At 61.5% G+C, this 16,752-nt stretch carries 15 protein-coding genes and 1 tRNA gene; 14 read left to right on the top strand and 2 right to left on the bottom strand.

Annotated features, from left to right (window positions below):
- Nucleotides 1-60: 60 nt before the first annotated feature.
- Nucleotides 61-930: a Ku protein gene (locus D1Y84_RS12560; RefSeq protein ID WP_124849006.1), complete on the bottom strand. Its 870-nt coding sequence runs from the start codon at nucleotides 928-930 to the stop codon at nucleotides 61-63.
- A 186-nt stretch (nucleotides 931-1,116) separates the two neighbouring features.
- On the opposite strand from D1Y84_RS12560, the gene D1Y84_RS12555 reads away from it, so the two are divergent.
- From D1Y84_RS12555 to D1Y84_RS12525, 7 genes are all read left to right on the top strand, one after another.
- A complete protein-coding gene (locus D1Y84_RS12555) occupies nucleotides 1,117-2,502 on the top strand; it encodes a lipopolysaccharide assembly protein LapB (RefSeq protein WP_124849005.1) in 1,386 nt (461 codons plus the stop codon).
- Nucleotides 2,499-4,283: a chloride channel protein gene (locus tag D1Y84_RS12550; RefSeq protein ID WP_124849004.1), complete on the top strand. Its 1,785-nt coding sequence runs from the start codon at nucleotides 2,499-2,501 to the stop codon at nucleotides 4,281-4,283. Before D1Y84_RS12555 ends, D1Y84_RS12550 begins: the two co-directional genes overlap by 4 nt.
- A gap of 167 nt (nucleotides 4,284-4,450) precedes the next feature.
- Nucleotides 4,451-5,926: a DUF6798 domain-containing protein gene (locus D1Y84_RS12545; protein ID WP_124849003.1), complete on the top strand. Its 1,476-nt coding sequence runs from the start codon at nucleotides 4,451-4,453 to the stop codon at nucleotides 5,924-5,926.
- Between the two features lie 71 nt (nucleotides 5,927-5,997).
- On the top strand, nucleotides 5,998-7,884 hold the full coding sequence (locus tag D1Y84_RS12540; RefSeq protein ID WP_233581381.1) for an ATP-binding protein: 1,887 nt from the start codon (nucleotides 5,998-6,000) through the stop codon (nucleotides 7,882-7,884).
- Between the two features lie 2 nt (nucleotides 7,885-7,886).
- Complete coding sequence (locus D1Y84_RS12535; RefSeq protein ID WP_233581380.1) at nucleotides 7,887-9,068, top strand: universal stress protein; 1,182 nt, start codon at nucleotides 7,887-7,889, stop codon at nucleotides 9,066-9,068.
- A gap of 142 nt (nucleotides 9,069-9,210) precedes the next feature.
- Nucleotides 9,211-9,286 (top strand) — tRNA-Lys (locus tag D1Y84_RS12530).
- 174 nt (nucleotides 9,287-9,460) lie between these two features.
- Nucleotides 9,461-9,874, top strand: coding sequence for a hypothetical protein (locus tag D1Y84_RS12525; protein WP_124849001.1), 414 nt, complete (start codon nucleotides 9,461-9,463; stop codon nucleotides 9,872-9,874).
- A gap of 19 nt (nucleotides 9,875-9,893) precedes the next feature.
- Here D1Y84_RS12525 and D1Y84_RS12520 read toward each other — a convergent pair whose 3' ends face one another.
- Nucleotides 9,894-10,964 (bottom strand): site-specific integrase, encoded by a 1,071-nt coding sequence (locus D1Y84_RS12520; RefSeq protein ID WP_124849000.1) that lies wholly within the window; start codon nucleotides 10,962-10,964, stop codon nucleotides 9,894-9,896.
- Between the two features lie 763 nt (nucleotides 10,965-11,727).
- Here D1Y84_RS12520 and D1Y84_RS12510 point away from each other — a divergent pair.
- From D1Y84_RS12510 to D1Y84_RS12480, 7 genes are all read left to right on the top strand, one after another.
- Nucleotides 11,728-13,359, top strand: coding sequence for a CHC2 zinc finger domain-containing protein (locus D1Y84_RS12510; RefSeq protein ID WP_124848998.1), 1,632 nt, complete (start codon nucleotides 11,728-11,730; stop codon nucleotides 13,357-13,359).
- 574 nt (nucleotides 13,360-13,933) lie between these two features.
- Complete coding sequence (locus D1Y84_RS12505) at nucleotides 13,934-14,134, top strand: helix-turn-helix domain-containing protein (protein ID WP_124848997.1); 201 nt, start codon at nucleotides 13,934-13,936, stop codon at nucleotides 14,132-14,134.
- Entirely contained in the window at nucleotides 14,127-14,324 is a 198-nt protein-coding gene (locus tag D1Y84_RS18935) for a helix-turn-helix domain-containing protein (protein ID WP_124848996.1), read from the top strand. Before D1Y84_RS12505 ends, D1Y84_RS18935 begins: the two co-directional genes overlap by 8 nt.
- 17 nt (nucleotides 14,325-14,341) lie before the next feature.
- Nucleotides 14,342-14,788 carry a hypothetical protein gene (locus D1Y84_RS12495; RefSeq protein WP_124848995.1) on the top strand — a complete coding sequence of 149 codons (447 nt, stop codon included), beginning with the start codon at nucleotides 14,342-14,344 and terminating at the stop codon, nucleotides 14,786-14,788.
- A complete protein-coding gene (locus tag D1Y84_RS12490) occupies nucleotides 14,788-15,279 on the top strand; it encodes an HK97-gp10 family putative phage morphogenesis protein (RefSeq protein WP_124848994.1) in 492 nt (163 codons plus the stop codon). The genes D1Y84_RS12495 and D1Y84_RS12490 overlap by 1 nt, the downstream gene beginning before the upstream one ends.
- 175 nt (nucleotides 15,280-15,454) lie before the next feature.
- Nucleotides 15,455-16,132 carry a hypothetical protein gene (locus D1Y84_RS12485; protein WP_124848993.1) on the top strand — a complete coding sequence of 226 codons (678 nt, stop codon included), beginning with the start codon at nucleotides 15,455-15,457 and terminating at the stop codon, nucleotides 16,130-16,132.
- Nucleotides 16,133-16,142: 10 nt separating this feature from the next.
- On the top strand, nucleotides 16,143-16,649 hold the full coding sequence (locus D1Y84_RS12480) for a hypothetical protein (protein WP_124848992.1): 507 nt from the start codon (nucleotides 16,143-16,145) through the stop codon (nucleotides 16,647-16,649).
- The last annotated feature ends 103 nt before the right edge of the window (nucleotides 16,650-16,752 follow it).

Genomic DNA, 16,752 nt, shown 5'->3' with positions numbered 1-16,752 from the left:
CCCATATCGCGCGTTTGCGACGTGGGCTCACCAAAGCCAGCCCCACCTACCTGAAAACCCTCACCCGGTCTTCCGCCGCTTCGCCGCCGGCGCAGCCTTCTTCGCCGCCGCGGTCTTCGCAGCCGGCACCTCCGCAGCAGGCGCACTCGCGCCGGAAGCTTCCTTCTTCGCTAGGCTCGCCCTTAACGCATCCATCAGGTTGATCACCGGCGCCATCGGCTTTTTCTTCTTCTCCGGTTCCGGCCCCTCTTCCCCGGCACCCTTGCTCTCGATCAACTGCTCCACCTTCTCCTGGTACGTGTTGTGGAACGCGTCCGGGTGAAACGGCGCGCGCAGCGAGCCCATAAACTGCTCCGCCAGCTTGATCTCCGCCTCCTGCAGCTCCAGCGGCGCCTGGTCGCCAAACTCTGGGATCTCCCGAACCTCCTCCGGGTAGTACAGCGTGTGCAGGATCAAACCATGCTCATACGGGCGGATGATTACCACCTGCTCCCTCTGGTGCAGCGTCAGCTTCGCAATCGCGCCCAGCTTCAGCTTGCCCATCGCCTGCAGCATCAGCGCATACGCTCGCCGCCCCGGCTCTTCGGCCACCGTGTAATACGAGGTCTCGTAGTAAATCGGGTCCACCTCGTCCAGCTCCACAAACTGCTGGATCGCCATGGTCTCCGACGACTCCGCCTCGAGCGACTTCAGCTCGTTCTGCGAGATCAGCACATACCCGCCATCGCCCGTCGGGTAGCCCTTCTCGATCTCGTTGCGCTCCACCACCCGCTCATCCGTCGGGCAGTACAACTGCTGCTTGATCCGCGTGCCGCAGCTCTTGTGAATCTGGTTGAAGCCGATATGCTCTTCACGCGCCGCCACGTACATGCGGATCGGCACCGAGATGAGCCCGAACGAGATGTATCCCTTCCAAACTGTCGACGCCATCGCTGCTCCCTGCCGCTCCGCTGCACGGCCCGTCCAAATGCCGTTAGGATGCGCCGCGAGCGTCCGCAGTCGCCGCCCGCGGCGCTGCTCCAAAGCGCACGCATTACGCATGGAGCTCGGGCGCGGCGGTTTAGGAAACATGCCGCCCCTGGGCCGCGTTTAAAGTAAAAGGAGGCGGGAATCCAAGTGCTGCAGCAACAACCAAGACTCTCTCCTCTGGAACGACGCGAGAAGCACAAGCTGCTTCTTCATGACAGCGCTGCTCTGTGCACACTGTTTGGCATCGTGGTCGCTCTTTCGTTTGTCACCTACGGCCTGTTTCACTCCTTCATGGCCCACCGCGGAACACTGGAAACCCGCTGGCGCATCCGCGGCGAGGCAGCCATGTCCGCCAACCGGCCTGACGTCGCCGTGAACGACCTCCGCTCTGCGCTGGCCTACTCCCCCGACGACCGCACCCTGCAGATCGACCTCGCCACAGCGCTTGCCGCCTCCGGCCGCACCCAGGAAGCCCAGTCCTACTTCACCACCCTGCTCGAGCAGGAGCCCGGCAGCGGCGCCATCAATCTCCAGCTCGCACGGCTCGCCATCCGCCAGAACAACGCCCAGGCAGCGGTGGACCACTACCAGCTCGCCATCGATGGCACCTGGAACGGCGATGCCTTTATCCGCCGCCGCGAGCTGCGCATGGAGCTCGCCCGCTATCTCATCGCGCTCAATCGCTTTGCCGAAGCCCGCAGCCTGCTGCTGATCACCTCCGGCAATGGCCCCGACAACCTGCCCCTGCAATTACAGATCGGGCAGCTTCTGGAGCAGGCCGACGACCCGGCCGATGCGCTCGACGTGTATCGCAAGGCTGCTTCGCACAAGGCGACCCGCCTGCAATCGCTCGAGGGCCAGGCGCATGCGGCGGCAGCACTCGGCCGCTTCAGCGATGCGCGCACCCTGTTGCAGCAAGCCGTCGGCGAGCCGAGCTTCGCCCATCAGCCCGCACCCGCACGGGCTGCCGTTCAGTCTGAGTTGCAGGTCGCCACCCAGATCGCCGAACTCTACCCCTCGCTCAACCTGCCCATGGCGGAACGGGCCCGGCGCATCGCCCGGGCAGCCACCACCGCGCAGGCACGGCTCCTGGCCTGCGAGCCGCAGCCTCTGATCCAGCCCGGCGGCCAGGCGGCAGCCCAGCCGGACGCGCAGGGTGGCAACCCTGCCGCCAGACAGTCCCGCACCCAACTGCTCACCTCCCTCGGCGAGCACATCAGCAGCCTCAATCCGCTGGCCCGCAAGCCTCCGCAGCCACCTGCAGGCGTCCCGCCCACGGCGCCACCTTCCATCACGCCGCCCGATCCACTGTCGGCGCTCGCCGACCGCTGGAGCGCCCTGGCTACCGGTACCCCACTGCAGCGCCAGCTTGCCGCCGACCCCGTGTTCGCGCAAAAAACACTCGAGCTCGTCCTCGACACCGAGCGGGCCACGGCTGACCCCTCCGGAACCTGCGGCGCGCCCACCGGCGACAACGCACTGTGGACCCGCATCGCCGAAGCCCCGCCGCAGACTGAAGGCTCCCAGCCATGACGCCCCTGAACTTTGTGAAGGACGCACCCACGACCATCCCCATCAGCCCGGGCGACCAGGAGCGGATTCAAAACAGCCCCACCGGCTCGCAGGATGTAGACCTGCAGCGCATCGCCCCCAAGCGTGAGGAACGCCTCTTCCTCGTGCTCTCGATCTTTATCGGCGTGCTCTCCGGGCTCCTCGTGGTCTCGTTCCGCGTCGCCATCGAGTGGGTCCAGACCATCCTGCTCGGCTCCGCGCCCCACGCGCACGAGCCTCGCCTCATCATCGTGCCCGCCTGTGCCGGTCTCTTCGTCGCGGCACTCGTGCGCTGGGTCTTCCCCGGTGCGCGTGGCTCCGGCGTCAACCAGACCAAGGCCGCGCTCTACATCTACAACGGCTTCATCTCGTTCAAGACCGTGATCGGCAAGTTCATCACTTCCGCCATTGCCATCGGCTCCGGCCACTCGCTCGGGCCCGAGGACCCTTCCCTCCAGATTGGCGCCGGCGTCGCTTCCATCGTCGCCCGCAAGCTCCGCCTTTCCCGCCAGTCCCTTCGCCTGTTTGCGCCCATCGGTGCCGCCGCCGGCCTGGCCGCCGCGTTCAACGCGCCCATCTCCGCCATCCTGTTCGTCATTGAAGAGGTCATCGGCTACTGGTCGGCCGCCGTGCTCGGCTCGGTCGTGCTCGCAGCCATCGCCAGCGTCTCCGTTGCCCGCATCTTCTGGGGTTCGGCCCCCATGTTCCGCATTCCCACCGTCACGCTGCGCGACCCGCGCGAGCTCACGGCCTATGCCGCGCTGGGCGTCATCGGCGGCCTGTCCGCCTTTGTGTTTGCCAAGGCGCTCTCCACCCTGCGGCCCCGCCTCCGCGCCATGTCGCCCAACGCCCAGCTCTTTCAGCCCGCCATCGCCGGGCTGCTGGTTGGCTGCATCGGCTACTTCGGCTTCCCGCAGGTCATGGGCCCCGGCTACGAGGTTATGGACCAGGCACTGCACGGTCAGTTCACCTGGCAGGTCCTGGCCGCGCTGGTCGCCTTCAAGATGATCGCGACCACGCTGTCCTTTTCAAGCGGCACCCCGGGCGGCATGTTCGCGCCCGCTCTCTTCATCGGCACCATGCTCGGCGCGGCGGTCGGCACGGTCGAACACATGCTCCTGCCCCACGCTTCCGGCGCCGTCGGTTCCTACGCGCTGGTCGGCATGGGCGTGTTTTTCGCCGCGTTTCTGCGCGCACCACTCACCTCGGTATTCATGGTGCTCGAGACCAGCGGCAACTACTCCATCATCCTGCCCGTGATTCTCGCCAACACCATCGCCTACCTCATCGCGCGCTCGCTGCAGCCCACCGCCATCTTCGAGCTCTTCACCCACCAGGACGGCCTCGACCTGCCCTCCATGGAAGAGCAGCGCGAAGAAGTCGGGCTGCACCTTGAAGACGCGCTCACCCCCCTGCGCGTGCCGCTGCTGCGCAGCACCGAGTCGCTCACGGCCGCCGTCAACCAGCTCTCGCTCAATCCCGAGGAGCGCGCCATGGTGGTGCAGATGCAGGACGGCAGCTGCTATGTCCTGCAGGCGTTTGAGCTTGCCATGCTGGTGCAGATCACCCCGGAAAGCACCACGCTGCAAAAGGCCTTACCCGCCGAGCGCACGCCGCTGCTCTTCCCGGATCTGCCGCTCGACTCGGCACTGCGCCACCTCTCCCGCTGGCCCTTGCTCCCCATCAGCAACCGGGCCAGCAAGGGCACCCTCGAAGGCATGGTGACGCTTGAGGATGTGCTGGCTCGTTACCAGCGCGGCTAGCGAATCCGCCGCCAATCCCTCATGCTTTCTGCCGCGCGGCAACGGCATTCCACTCCGGCTAGGTGCCTGCTCCGGATCCGCGATGGTGGTTTCAACCGGCAAACCACCTCGCAGGCGCGCGCCGCTGCGCCGCTCCTCCTGCCTGCATGACCGAAGGACCCTCTTTTTTGAAGCCCCAAGTTCGCACCCTCTGCTCTGTCGTCTCGGTCACACTGTTCGCATTTGTGCTGCAGGGCTATCACCCCGGCGCGGAAGATGACGCCATCTATCTCAGCGCCATCAAGCGCCGGCTCCAACCCTCGCTCTATCCCGTCAACGCGCCGTTCATTACGCTGCAACTGCAAGCATCGGTGTTTGACAAGTTCGTCGCCGCTTTCATCCATACCACCCATCTGCCCGTGGCGTATGCCTGCCTGGCTCTCCAGCTCGGCTTCCTGGCCCTGCTGTTTGCGGCCTGCTGGCAGATCGTCGCTTTCTGCTTCGAGAGCTGGCGCGCACGCTTTGCCGGCATCCTGTCTATTGCCTGCATCCTGACGATCTCGGTGGCAGGCACCGCGATCTATCTCGCGGACGAGCACCTGCATCCTCGCCTCATCGCCACCGACGGCATCCTGTTCGCGGTCGCTGCGCTGCAGCGCAGAAGGTACCGCACGGCCACGCTGCTGCTGCTGTGCGCGATCCTGTTTCACCCCATCATGGGGGCGTTCGGACTGTCCTTCTGCGTGCTCTTCCTGCTGGTGCGCCAATGCACTCCTTCCGCGCAGCCCATGCCTTCGCCAATGGCCAGCAGTCGCTTTGTGGCCTTGCCTGGCAGCTGGCTCTTTACCCCGGCAAGCCCCGCCTGGCGTACAGCCCTCGCACAACACTCCTACTACATGCTGGGCCGCTGGCAGTGGTATGAGTGGCTGGGCGCGGTGGCTCCGCCCTTCCTGCTCTTCGTGCTGGCTCGCCTTGGCCGCGCGCGCAGCAATCCTGCCTTCTATCAGCTGGCAGCCACGGCGACACTCTTCAGCATCGTGCAGCTGGCGATCGCCCTCGCCATGGTCGGTCCCCCGCGGTTCCTGCGGTTGTGGCCCCTGCAGCCCATGCGCTATCTGCACCTCACCTTTCTCTTCATGGCGCTGCTGGCCGGCTCGGCCCTCGGCCAGTACTTCCTGCGCGCGCATGTGGCTCGCTGGCTGCTTGTGTTTCTGCCGCTGGCCGCTGCCAACGGGGCGGCACAACGCATGCGCTATCCCGCCACCACCAACCTCGAGCTTCCCTGGGCCGCGCCGGCCAACCCGTGGCTCCAGGCTTTTGCCTGGGTAAAGCGCAACACCCCCGAGAACGCCGTGTTCGCCCTGGACCCCCACTACCTCTCACAACCCGGTGAGGACAACCACTCCTTCCGCGCGCTGGCCGAGCGCTCCTCGCTCGCCGATGACCAGAAAGACGCGGCCGTGGTCACCCAGGTGCCACAGCTCGCGGCCACCTGGCTCGACCAGCACAACCACCAGCTCGGCTGGACCACCTGGACCACGCAACAGTTTCTCCGCCTCGCGCAAACCACTCCCGCCCGCTGGGCGCTGGTCGATCCGCGCCAGGCTCCCGGCCTTCACTGTCCCTTTCACAACCAGTCCGTAGCCGTCTGCCACCTCGACTAGGTCGCAGCTCTTGTTAGCCGCCGCCTTGCATCCTGGCCCGGCAGCCTCTACCCTCAAGGCACACACGACGCATGCTGAGTCTCTTTCAACGATTGCTCCTGGGAGGGCTTCTTCTTCTGGCTCTGGTCACAGGGCTCAGCTTCCTCGTGCGCGGCACCTTTGTCTCGCTCAGTGCTCTTGCACAGGAGCAGAAGGCCATCGACCACGCTGTATCCGGTCTCGCCGCCGCCCAGGCTTCGCTGGCCCGCGAGCAGATCCTGGTGGAACGCTCGCTGCTGCACCTGGCCGACCCGCAGGGCATCACCAGTCACTCCACCAATCCCGCAGCCACGCCGCAGGAAAGCGAGATCCGCGACCAGGGCGAACGCGCTGAAGATCGCCTGCTCAACGCGCGCATCGCGCTCGCCGACCTCCGCAGCACCCCGGGCGCCGATAGCGGCGCCCCGATCGAAATTGATCGCGAGATCGCGCAACACCATCGCGTGCTGCTGCGTCTGCATCACACCCCGCCGACGGCAGAAGCGCGCACCCTGTCCGCACGCGAACTGGAGCCGATCGACGAGGCGCTCTCCTCGCATCTGCGCACCATGCTCGATCGCCGCGCCGCCCTGCTCAACGACCTCGCCCTGCGCCGCGAGACACTTTCCGCACGCCTGATCGGCGCCTGCGCCGCGTCCATCCTCACCGCGCTGTGCATTCTGGTGGGCATGCTCTTCTTCACCATGCAGCCGCTGCGGGCCGCCGCACGCACCGCGCGCCGTATGGGCCAGGGCGACCTCCAGCAGCGCATCGTCTGGTCTCGCTCCGATGAGCTCGGCACCCTCGCTACCGAGTTCAACCGGCTCGCCATCCGCCTGCGCGACCTGCGCGAAACCGAGAGCGGTCGCCGCGAAATGGAGCTGCAGCTTTCCGATGCCGTGGTGCAGTCCATCTTCGAGCCCGTGATCGTCACCGACGGTCGTGGCCAGCTGCTCCGCGTTAACAACGCCGCGCGCGAACTGCTTGGTGCCGCCGCCTCGGACCGCATGGCCCTCACCTCCACGCCCGGCGGCGCACAGATCCTCGGCGCCATCCAGACCGCCATCACCCTGCAGCGCACCGTCAACAGCGAGGCTGACTCGGCCATGGCCCCCATGCGCATCGGCGAGGCGCAAAAGAATTTCCGCCTCCGCACCACACCCATGCGCGACAACGAGGGCCACCTGCTCGGCGCCGTCACCGTGCTTGAGGACGTCACAGAACTGCAGGCGCTCGACCGCTTCAAAAGCGGTTTCCTCGCCGTGGCCTCGCAGAAGCTGCGCGACCCGCTCGAGAAACTCCGCCTTGCCATCCACGCCCTGGGCCGCGGCTACGCGGGCGATCTGCGTCCCCTGCAGGCCGACGTGCTGGAAGGCGCGCGCACCGAGGCCGAGCACCTCGACGACCTCATGGCCGACCTTTTCGCAGTCGCCGAACTCGACAGCGGCCGCCGCTCTCTGCGCCTTGAACCCTTGCGCCCCATCGATGTCCTTCGCGAAGCACAAAGCAACGTGCGCGCTGCCGCCGCCGACCGCGGCATCTCCATCGAGGTCGAGGCCTACGCCGACCTGCAGCGCGTTGAAGCCGACCGACGCGCCCTGCGCTCCATCTTTGAAAACCTCCTTTCCAACGCCATTCGCAACACCCCCAGTGGCGGTTACATCCGGCTCGCTGCCACCGAGTCCAAGCGGGTCGTCCACTTCCGCATCGAAGACACCGGCCGCGGCATCGAACCCGAGCGCCTCAACATGATCTTCGGCCGCTTCACCTCGGGCTCGTCCGAAGGCACCGGCCTCGGCCTGGCGCTGGTGCGTCGCCTGGTCGAGTCGCAGGGCGGCCAGATCTCCGTTGTAAGCCAGCTGGGGACGGGCACCACCTTCACCTTCACGCTGCCGGTCGCCACCAACATTGCCCTTCGCCACCCCGTCGAGGCCGGCTGACCGTGCCTGACTCTCCCAATCCGCTTCAGCCCCCGCCGCCAACAACGCCACTCCCTGAGCCCCAGCCCCTCGCGCTGCCGCCACGGGCCGCCCGCCTGCGCGTCTACATCGGTGCCGCGCCCGGCGTCGGCAAGACCTACACCATGCTTGAGCACGCGCATCAGCTCAAGGCGTCCGGCACCGACATCGTCATCGGCTTCATCGAGGCCCACGGCCGCCGCGACACCCTGGCGCTCATCCACGACCTCGAGATCATCCCCCTCCGGCAAATCCATTACCGCTCCGTCACGCTTGAGGAGATGGATCTCGACGCCATTCTGGCGCGTCGGCCGCACACCGTGCTGATTGACGAGCTGCCGCACACCAACGTGCCCGGCTCGCGCAACCGCAAGCGCTACGAAGACGTGCTCGAACTGCTCGACGCCGGCATCAACGTCCAGACCGCCGTCAACGTGCAGCACGTGGAAACCCTCAACGACGCCGTCGCCCGCTCGGCCCGCACCACCATCCGCGAAACTATCCCTGACTCGTTCCTGCGCCGCGCCGACGAGCTCGTCAATGTCGACGTCTCCATCGACGAACTCCGCACCCGCCTGCGCGAAGGCAAGATCTACAAGGCCGACCGCGTCGATCAGGCGCTGGCCAACTTCTTCCGCAAGGGCAACCTCACCATGCTGCGCGAGCTCGCGCTGCGCACCACCGCCGAGCAGGTGTCCGTCGCCGCCTCCGAGTACCGCCGCGCTCAGGGCCTCGAACAGGCACCCGTGCCTGAAAAGGTCATGGTCTGCCTCTCGCACCGCCCCGGCACCGAACGCCTCGTCCGCACCGGCGCACGCATCGCCGGCCGCCTCGCCACCAACTGGTACGCCGTCTACGTCGAGGGCGCACGCGGCCACAAGCCCGACAGTGACCCCGCCGGCGTGCTGCGCCTTGAGGAGTACCGCCGCCTCGCCAAGAGCCTCGGCGCGCAGGTCATCACGCTCGAGGACAAGCACGTCGGCGACGCCCTCATCGCCTTCGCCAAGCGCGAATCCATCTCCCACGTCGTCTTCGGACAGGCCGCCCGCTCGCGCCTCGACCTCCTGCTCCGCGGCTCCGTCATCAACGACTTCCTCAATGAAATGCGCGACACCACCGTCCAGGTCGTCCCTATGAACAAACCCCGCCGCAACGCCGAGCGCTAGGCCGCCAGCCTCGGCAGTACGTCCACAGCAAACCAGCAGCACCGCGCAGCCAGCATGCCCGCCACGCCTTTCGTCCACCACAAGCCGGCCGACGCCCACCTGCATCAGGTCATGGTATTTTTGAAACTGGCCCTGAGGATGTGAGCTCGTAGCTCAGTTGGTAGAGCAATGCACTTTTAATGCATGGGTCCTGGGTTCGAGCCCCAGCGAGCTCACCACATAAGCCAAATAAAAACAGCGATTTAACAACAGAAGGCTACCTTAGCGGGTGGCCCTTGATACTCAGATGGCTGTTTTGATGGCTGTTGATTGCGCGCCAGTAAGGGCAAAGATCTACTCACAAGAGGGAAGGTCAGAGGCTGATTGTAGACTGACCCCTAATTGGAGGCTTTATGATTCGGGTGTTTGCTGCGAGCTTGTTCGTCATCTGTTCCGCGTCTGCTCTTGCCCAAAAACTAGAAGTGAAAATCATTGACCGTCAAGACAAAGACGACTCCTACAACTACTCAGCCGTGTACAACAATGTGGCTGTGGGCAAATCATTCACCGTTCATGGGGCCACATTCACGCTAGAACTCCCAGATGGACGCCTAGCGATTGTGAATTGCGAAAGCAAATTCGCCGAACGTGACGCAGGACCAGTCGGCAATCGCAGAAGCTGCCGAACGCCGGTCATAGACACAATCGAGACGGACTTCCATGGTGATAACGCCAAGTTGATCTGGCCAGTGAGCTTGGACGGGAAGAAGATGCAGTCTGAGACCTACAAGATCCTTGGCATATTGCCCAAGCCCACCAGTAATTGACGCCTGAAGGTGTGTGGCATCACCTCGGAAGAGACAGCCTCTCGACTACGGACAGAGTATGCTCTGGGCTCAAGTGGCTGTAGCGGGCTGCCATGGCTGTTGTCTTGTGTCCTGCTAGAGCCATGATGTCCGATATGGACGCACCGACCATGGCCAGCCACGAGCAGAAGGTATGTCGGTTGCAGTGCCACGTATAGCCCGTGATCTTGGCTTCTTTAAGGCAGGACACGAACCACTTGCGGGGACGATAATAGGTGGTGTCATACCCCCACACCTTCTCCGTCCCCTTCTGTCCCTGGACCTGCAGAGCCTTGAAGGCAGCTATGGCGTCCGAGTCCAAGCGAACTGTCCTGTTCGATCCGTTCTTGGTGTCCGTCAGCCTGACTGTTTTTCGCTCAAGGTCTACCTGCCCCCAAGTCACTGAGAATTGCTCCGACAGTCGCATCCCGGTATGCACGCTGATGATGAACTCAGGGGCATGGTCTGGGTGTAGTTCCTGGATGACCTGGAGCAGGCGGTTATATTCCTCCCGGGACAGGAACCGCTCCCGCCCTGTAGACGGCTTCCTCTGCCGGGTTAGTCTCGCCGGGTTTGACGTGACTTTCCCGTTGGCTAGTCCCTCTCTGTAGCAGAGGCTCAGGAACGCCCTGTACTTGTTTTGGGTGCCGTTCGAGACCTTCCGCGCTTCCTTGCGGGCCTTGTCCTTGCCACGGACTCTCATCTGCAGACCGTTCAGCCACGTGTCCAGCTTCTGAGGGGTCATTTCCTCTGCCACCTCTGCCCCTAGCTCCTCACGGACGATGGCAGACCGATTGATGTAGCCCTGGGCGTCCTTGTGGCTCGCGGTCGCAGCCAGTGCAAGGTCTATGAGGTCGCTTATCGTTACGCGGGCAGAACGTCTCAGTTCGGGCATCTTGCGCCCTACAGCAGCGTCAGCCTTCCGGGATTGATAGATCCTGATGGCGTCGGACTTCTTGCCAATCTTCTCCCGGTGCCTCTTGCCCTGGGCGTCGTAGTAGTGGATGTGCCATATACCAGTCCCTGCAGGATGCTCGTACACGCCCCGTGGTGCCTTAACGGCTGTTCTCATGCACTGACCATATCATCGAGTGCATGGCTCCTTTGCAGACTCTGCATTCCCATCGGACCTTCCGTAACGGGCCAGCAAGAACTCGCCTGCCCTATCCCCTGCTCTACCTGTCCATGGAGCAGGACGGCCCCTTTGCGCCCGATTACGCTCACAGCACGATATCGCTCTCCCTGTTCTGATCCGCGACATCGTGTGCGTGGTGAACCAACTCGTAATCCTCATGCATGCACTCGACGTGCTTGTTAATGGAAGCCAACGACTTGGCGCATGAGGCAGCGGAGAATGCGATCACGACGGCAAACAAGCCTGCCACTGAATTAAGTCCGTGAAGTAGCCAGCCAGCGGCGTGCAGGGTCGAAGTCATGGGCCATGTTCTCAGGGCCTTCAACTCCTGACAATCTCCCGAGCAGTCCCTCCGAAAAGCTGCCTCATTACGTCCGTGCTGGGTGTCTCCCAGATGGTATAGGCACTCTCACTTTTTCGATGTTATTCTGGTCGAAACGTCGAAAAAGTGAGACAGGGCCAAATGCCATCTGTTGATTCTAAAGCTAGTTACATAGTGCATATACGTTAAGGGGTTAGTAGGCACTTGTTCTTGCCTTTGACTTGGCTTTTGACTTGGCTTTTGAACTTGTCTTGTACTGCCTTTGACTTGGCCTTTCCAAGCAGAGGGAACCACCTCCAATCCGCCGCGCAATACCCCAGACATACCCCAAGAAATCAACACGGGCGAAACTGCCCGAACTATGAACAGGAACCAACAATGAGCGAAGTATCCAGAAAGAACATGTGGGGCGACTTGCCCAAGCTTGCGATGCCGGTAGCCATCGGGCAGGAGAAGCGTCTTGAGTTAAAACCCGCTGCTCTGGCAGTCCTCATGGCAGTTCTTCAAGAGCAGCAAAAAGGAAACCATCGAGAAGACGGCCCCGTACTCGTGAGGATGAGTCACCTGGAGATCATGGCGACTACTGGACTGACCACCAACCCAGTCGCCAAAGGAGTGAAGGAGCTACAGGGCAGATACCTAAACAGGATCAAGGAACCATCGGGCAAGGGGTTCGACAACCAAGCCTTCCAAATCCTCCACCCTGAGAACGGCTCCGCACTGGATGGCACCGGGACAGGGAGCCTGCTCTTCCGGCATGACATCCGATACTTTCAAGTCCCCAGCGAGTTCGTGACCAAGGATGAACCATGGTGTCTGCGGCGTATCGGTAGCTCAGAACTCATGGTCTACGTGGCAGCGTGCTTCATGGCGAACCAAACGAGGGAGAACTTGTTCGACGTGCAGGCGAGAGACCTGCGGGAGCTAGCAGGAGTCAAAAGCACGGAGACTTTCGCCAAGGCACTGGAAGCCTTGGTAAACCTGGGATTGTTGTCAGTGGAGCAGCATGGACGGTCACTCAGCATAGCCTTGTGCGATCCATGGACCCGCACCCCCATCCACGAACAACTGGACGAAGATCCCGCAGACGACCTCTCCAGCTTTCGTGAGCCAGATGGTAGAGGCAGAACGAAGGCAACTTCCTTCAATCTTGCCCGCCCCGTCTTGGAGCAGCTACTCAAGCAGTCCCTGCGACCCGGGATGGATGAGATCGTCATGCAGGGTAACGGCGGGTGGAAAGTGGTCTGTCCGTATCATGCCGACCGCAATCCTAGCTGCTCAGTGGACTTCGACAAGCAGCGGTTCAACTGCTTTGGATGTGAAGCAAAAGGAACTCTCAAGACCCTCGTCCTGAAGCTGGGCGACTACGACACCGTAGAGTATGCAAAACGAGTAGGCGGGCTGACGGGAAAAACGATCGTTCCCCGCGTGGCAGACTCCCGGGCGACTGGGGAGCACGTCTACATGGACAGGAAGGGCTACCCAAAGAAGCGCATCCTCCGCATGCCCAACGACCTCAAGACCGGGGACAAGGTGTTCAAGCAGCAATCCAGAATGAGCAAGAGGTGGGTGGACGGCGGCGGACCCAAGATGCTCTATGGTCTGGAGCGGTTCGACTTTGCCAGCTACGTGGTGTGCGTCGAAGGCGAGAAGGATGCCGACACGGTGAACCATTTGGAACTCTCCATCAATGGGCAGATGGCTTGCGCCACAACATCAGGCGGCGCTCAGTCCTGGGAAGACCACTTCGCGGCGGAGCTTCAGGGCAAGACAGTAGTCCTCATGCCCGACGCAGACGAAGCAGGGGCAAACTACCGGGATGAGATCGCGGCCAGCTTGGACACTCGCTCCATTCCCTACAAGGTGGTGGACTTCGCCCCGCATGGTGTGAAGGACGTGACTGAGTACCTCGAAAGTGGTAGGAGCAAGGATGACCTCCTGGGATTGATCACGGCGGCGCTGGGGATTGAGGCAGAGACGGCGGAGCCGGAAGCGGTGCAGGCGATCTAGTTGCATACTCTGCAGTTACAAATAACGGGCACGCAGTTTGCAGACGACCTATCCCCTGTCCCTATGCGTTGGTGGAGCAGGACGGGGCTATAGCTCGCCATTCTGTACAGGTGTAGGTGTTAGAGCATCAGCGATAACAAGTAGCGAACAAGACCGCCGACTGAGCAGCCAAAGATAATTCCAACTATTTTCAAGGTCATGACGGATTTTGGCGCTGTAATTGACCTATGAAAGTAGAGGGATGTAAACATTGCTCGCACCGTCAAGCAAGCCTCAGCAAAAGACTTCAATTATTTTCAAGGCCATGACGGATTTAGGGTCAAAAAAATCGTCTCTGAAATTAGAGGGGTACTTTACTGCAAGCAGCGTCGCGCAATCCTCCGCAAACTTATTTGCACTTTCTTTACACGCGATAGGGTTTTTGGCCGTTTGAAAGTGTCTCTGAATATAGAGGGATATAAACACTCTCACGGTTCAGCGATCCCGCCTAAGTAGCGACCGCACAATCCGACATCAGCACCACCAAGGCTACCCACAACGGGTGGCCTTTTTCATTTCCAAAGGAGAACCCACCATGGAACCGCACCTGTATACCAAGAAGCTCGCCGCCGCCGCGCTGAGCGTATCCGTCCGCGCCATTGACAATCTGCTCACTGGCAACCACATCAGCTATGTCAAAGTTGGCCAGCGTCGGCTTATCCCGCGCTCGGAGATCGTAAGGGTCGCTCAGTACGGAGTCGCCGCGAACTTCAACAAAGGCGAGATCAATGTCTAGCCTGGATCGCCTCCTGTACGACCGCAAAGAGGCAGCCCGCGTCCTCTCGATCTCTGTCCGCTCCCTGGATTACCTCGTGAGCAACTTGGAGATCCGCACCAAGCGCATAGGTCGCCGCTTGTTGATTCCACAAACCGAACTCCTGCGATTCATCAAAGCCGACCACCCAAACACCTTGAGGACTACATGAGAACGATGCGTATCAGCATGGACAACCTGCCCGCACTGCAACGCTGCCTTACCACGGTCCTGTCTACGGCAGAGACTGAGGATGAGCGCAACGCGACCACGGGGATGTTGATAGCAATGACGGCGGTACTCGATCAAAGGAAACGTATCGAGACAGGCGCGGAACTGGATGCAGAAGTTCTCAGGGAACTCAAGATCGGCACCGATGCCGCCGTGGAATGCTTCCGCACCCTGGAGCAGCATCCCGCCGTGGACCTCGCCAACTGGCTGCCTACGGATGCAGCGACGAACAATGAGCAAGCGTTGCACAAGCTCACGCTGGGTTTGATTCAGGAACTGGCTTTGCATATCTGGGTCATCGAGAACGAACTGGAAGAGCAAGCACCTGGGGCAAAGCACCGATTCGACATGGAACGAGCAGCCCGCCACGCACTACAGCACGCGGTGCTAGGAATGGAGAACTGATGGGCAGCGCAAACGTGAAGATAACTGGCCTGGAGCAGATGGTAGCCAGCTTGCAAACCCTGTCGGACCCCAAGATGATTACGGACGCGCTCGCCAAGTCCACGGAAGTGACGGCAAAGATTTTCTACGACAAACTGCAGCCGCTCATACCTGTGAGAACTGAAGGCGGCGGACCCAAGTCCACCCAGTTGAAACCTGGGCAGCTTCGAGACGGCTTGGTCATGTACACGGACAAGGGCGACAAGTCGGCAGTGAGCACGGTGACGTTTCGCAAAGACGTGAAACACGTCGCTTTGTTCGTGGAGTACGGCCACATGAACGTGAAGAAGACCAAGCCGCTCACCAAGCGTGGCAAGTCGCGCAAGACGTACCAAGGCGACACCCCTGCTCATCCCTTCATGCGCCCTGCCTTCGATCAAACAGAAGCGAAACTGCGAGAGACGCTGAAGGCGGAAGTAATCAAGAACTTGACTGAGGCAGCCAAGCGGTAGCGGTTTTGCAGAGTCTGCAACGACATTAACCACAAGCTTCACCACGAGCTTCACCACAAGATGCCCCGGGGATGGGACCCCTGGGCGGTTGGTGTTGTAGCCACCAACCCTGTGGCCAGCGGAGTTTTTGAGGGATTACTCCGCTGAGCCCGAACTCAGAAGAAAAGGACGACTCATGATCCGAACGAAGAAGCACCAAAGCTTTCCCATCCCGCTAGCCATTGCATCGGATGCCAACGGCACCACTAACCTGTCCATCCACGGACCCGCACTCAAGGTGGTTCTGTGCCTGCTCCACCAAGTAAACCTGAAGCACACCAAGTCTCGCATCCCGGGCCAGCCCGTGATCCTCAAGCTGCCTCTCGATGTGCTGCTTGAGAGAACAGGCTTGAGCGACTATGACACGGCGGTTGGACTGGAGCTAGCCAAAAACTACGTCCAGCGGGAAGACCACAACCACTTTTCTTTTGTGAACCCTGAGACAGGCGAACAGCTTCACTGGGGAGCATCGCGGAAGAACGTCTACTACGGCGGAGCACGTCACTTCTTTCTACCGGCTCGCGTAGTAGTGGACCAAGACGAAGAAGCACCGCACTCAATCCGCAACCTCACAGATGAAGAAGTCGCGATCATCGTGCTTCTCACGTTTGAGTCCAAGGTGCAGAAGGCTTGCCACTTCGACATCCCGGCAGAAACATTACAGACCCGCGCCCACATAGCCGACGCTGCGACATTCGAAGATGCCCTGAGCAGATTGATAGCAGTCGGACTCATCCAAGCGCGACCACTCGGTGGATTGTTGCGTATCGTCGTCAGCCCATGGACAGAAGACTACATGAACGCCAGACCATAAAGGATCAACCATGAAAGAACCAAACGAACAAACACCAGACATCACGATCATCGTTGCACCCCACGCCAAGACGGACAGGTGGTCCTTCTCCATGGACTCCAAGACAGGTCACTTCCGGCGCTACGGTTGCGGTTATCTGAACTCAGCAACCAGCCATAGTCTGTGTGTGTTCGGTGCCGTGTCGGCTTTGAAAATAGTGACACCAGTCCTTGAGCAGCGTTACCTGATGTTCAACAAGGAGCCAGAACGGCGACTGGTCATTGAAGTAGGCAGCATGTACAACGAACTTGCCTTTGCGTTCAACGGGCGCACCACGCGCAACGCACGCCACAAGGCTGCAGAGCACTTGGTGGCTGAACTTGCGAAGGAGTCAGAGCGGTTTGACGTGACCTGGAGGAAGGCGACAGAGCGTGAGACATCTGACCCATTCCACTGGATGAACCGTCAGCTACGCGAGCACCGAAGAGACGGTTGGCCTCAGCCTGAAGCACTCTCAGGACCACACAACGCTTTCTAGAACCAACGAGATTGATACTTGCCACTGGAGTTGACTACGTTATCCAGTGGTAACAGCACGCTCAAGGAGTTCAATTGTCCGAACCCTTGCTCAGTGCCGTGGC

The sequence above is a fragment of the Acidipila sp. EB88 genome (assembly GCF_003858395.1).
In the GTDB taxonomy this organism is placed as follows: domain Bacteria; phylum Acidobacteriota; class Terriglobia; order Terriglobales; family Acidobacteriaceae; genus EB88.
This window is presented reverse-complemented; position numbering and strand designations above follow the sequence as displayed.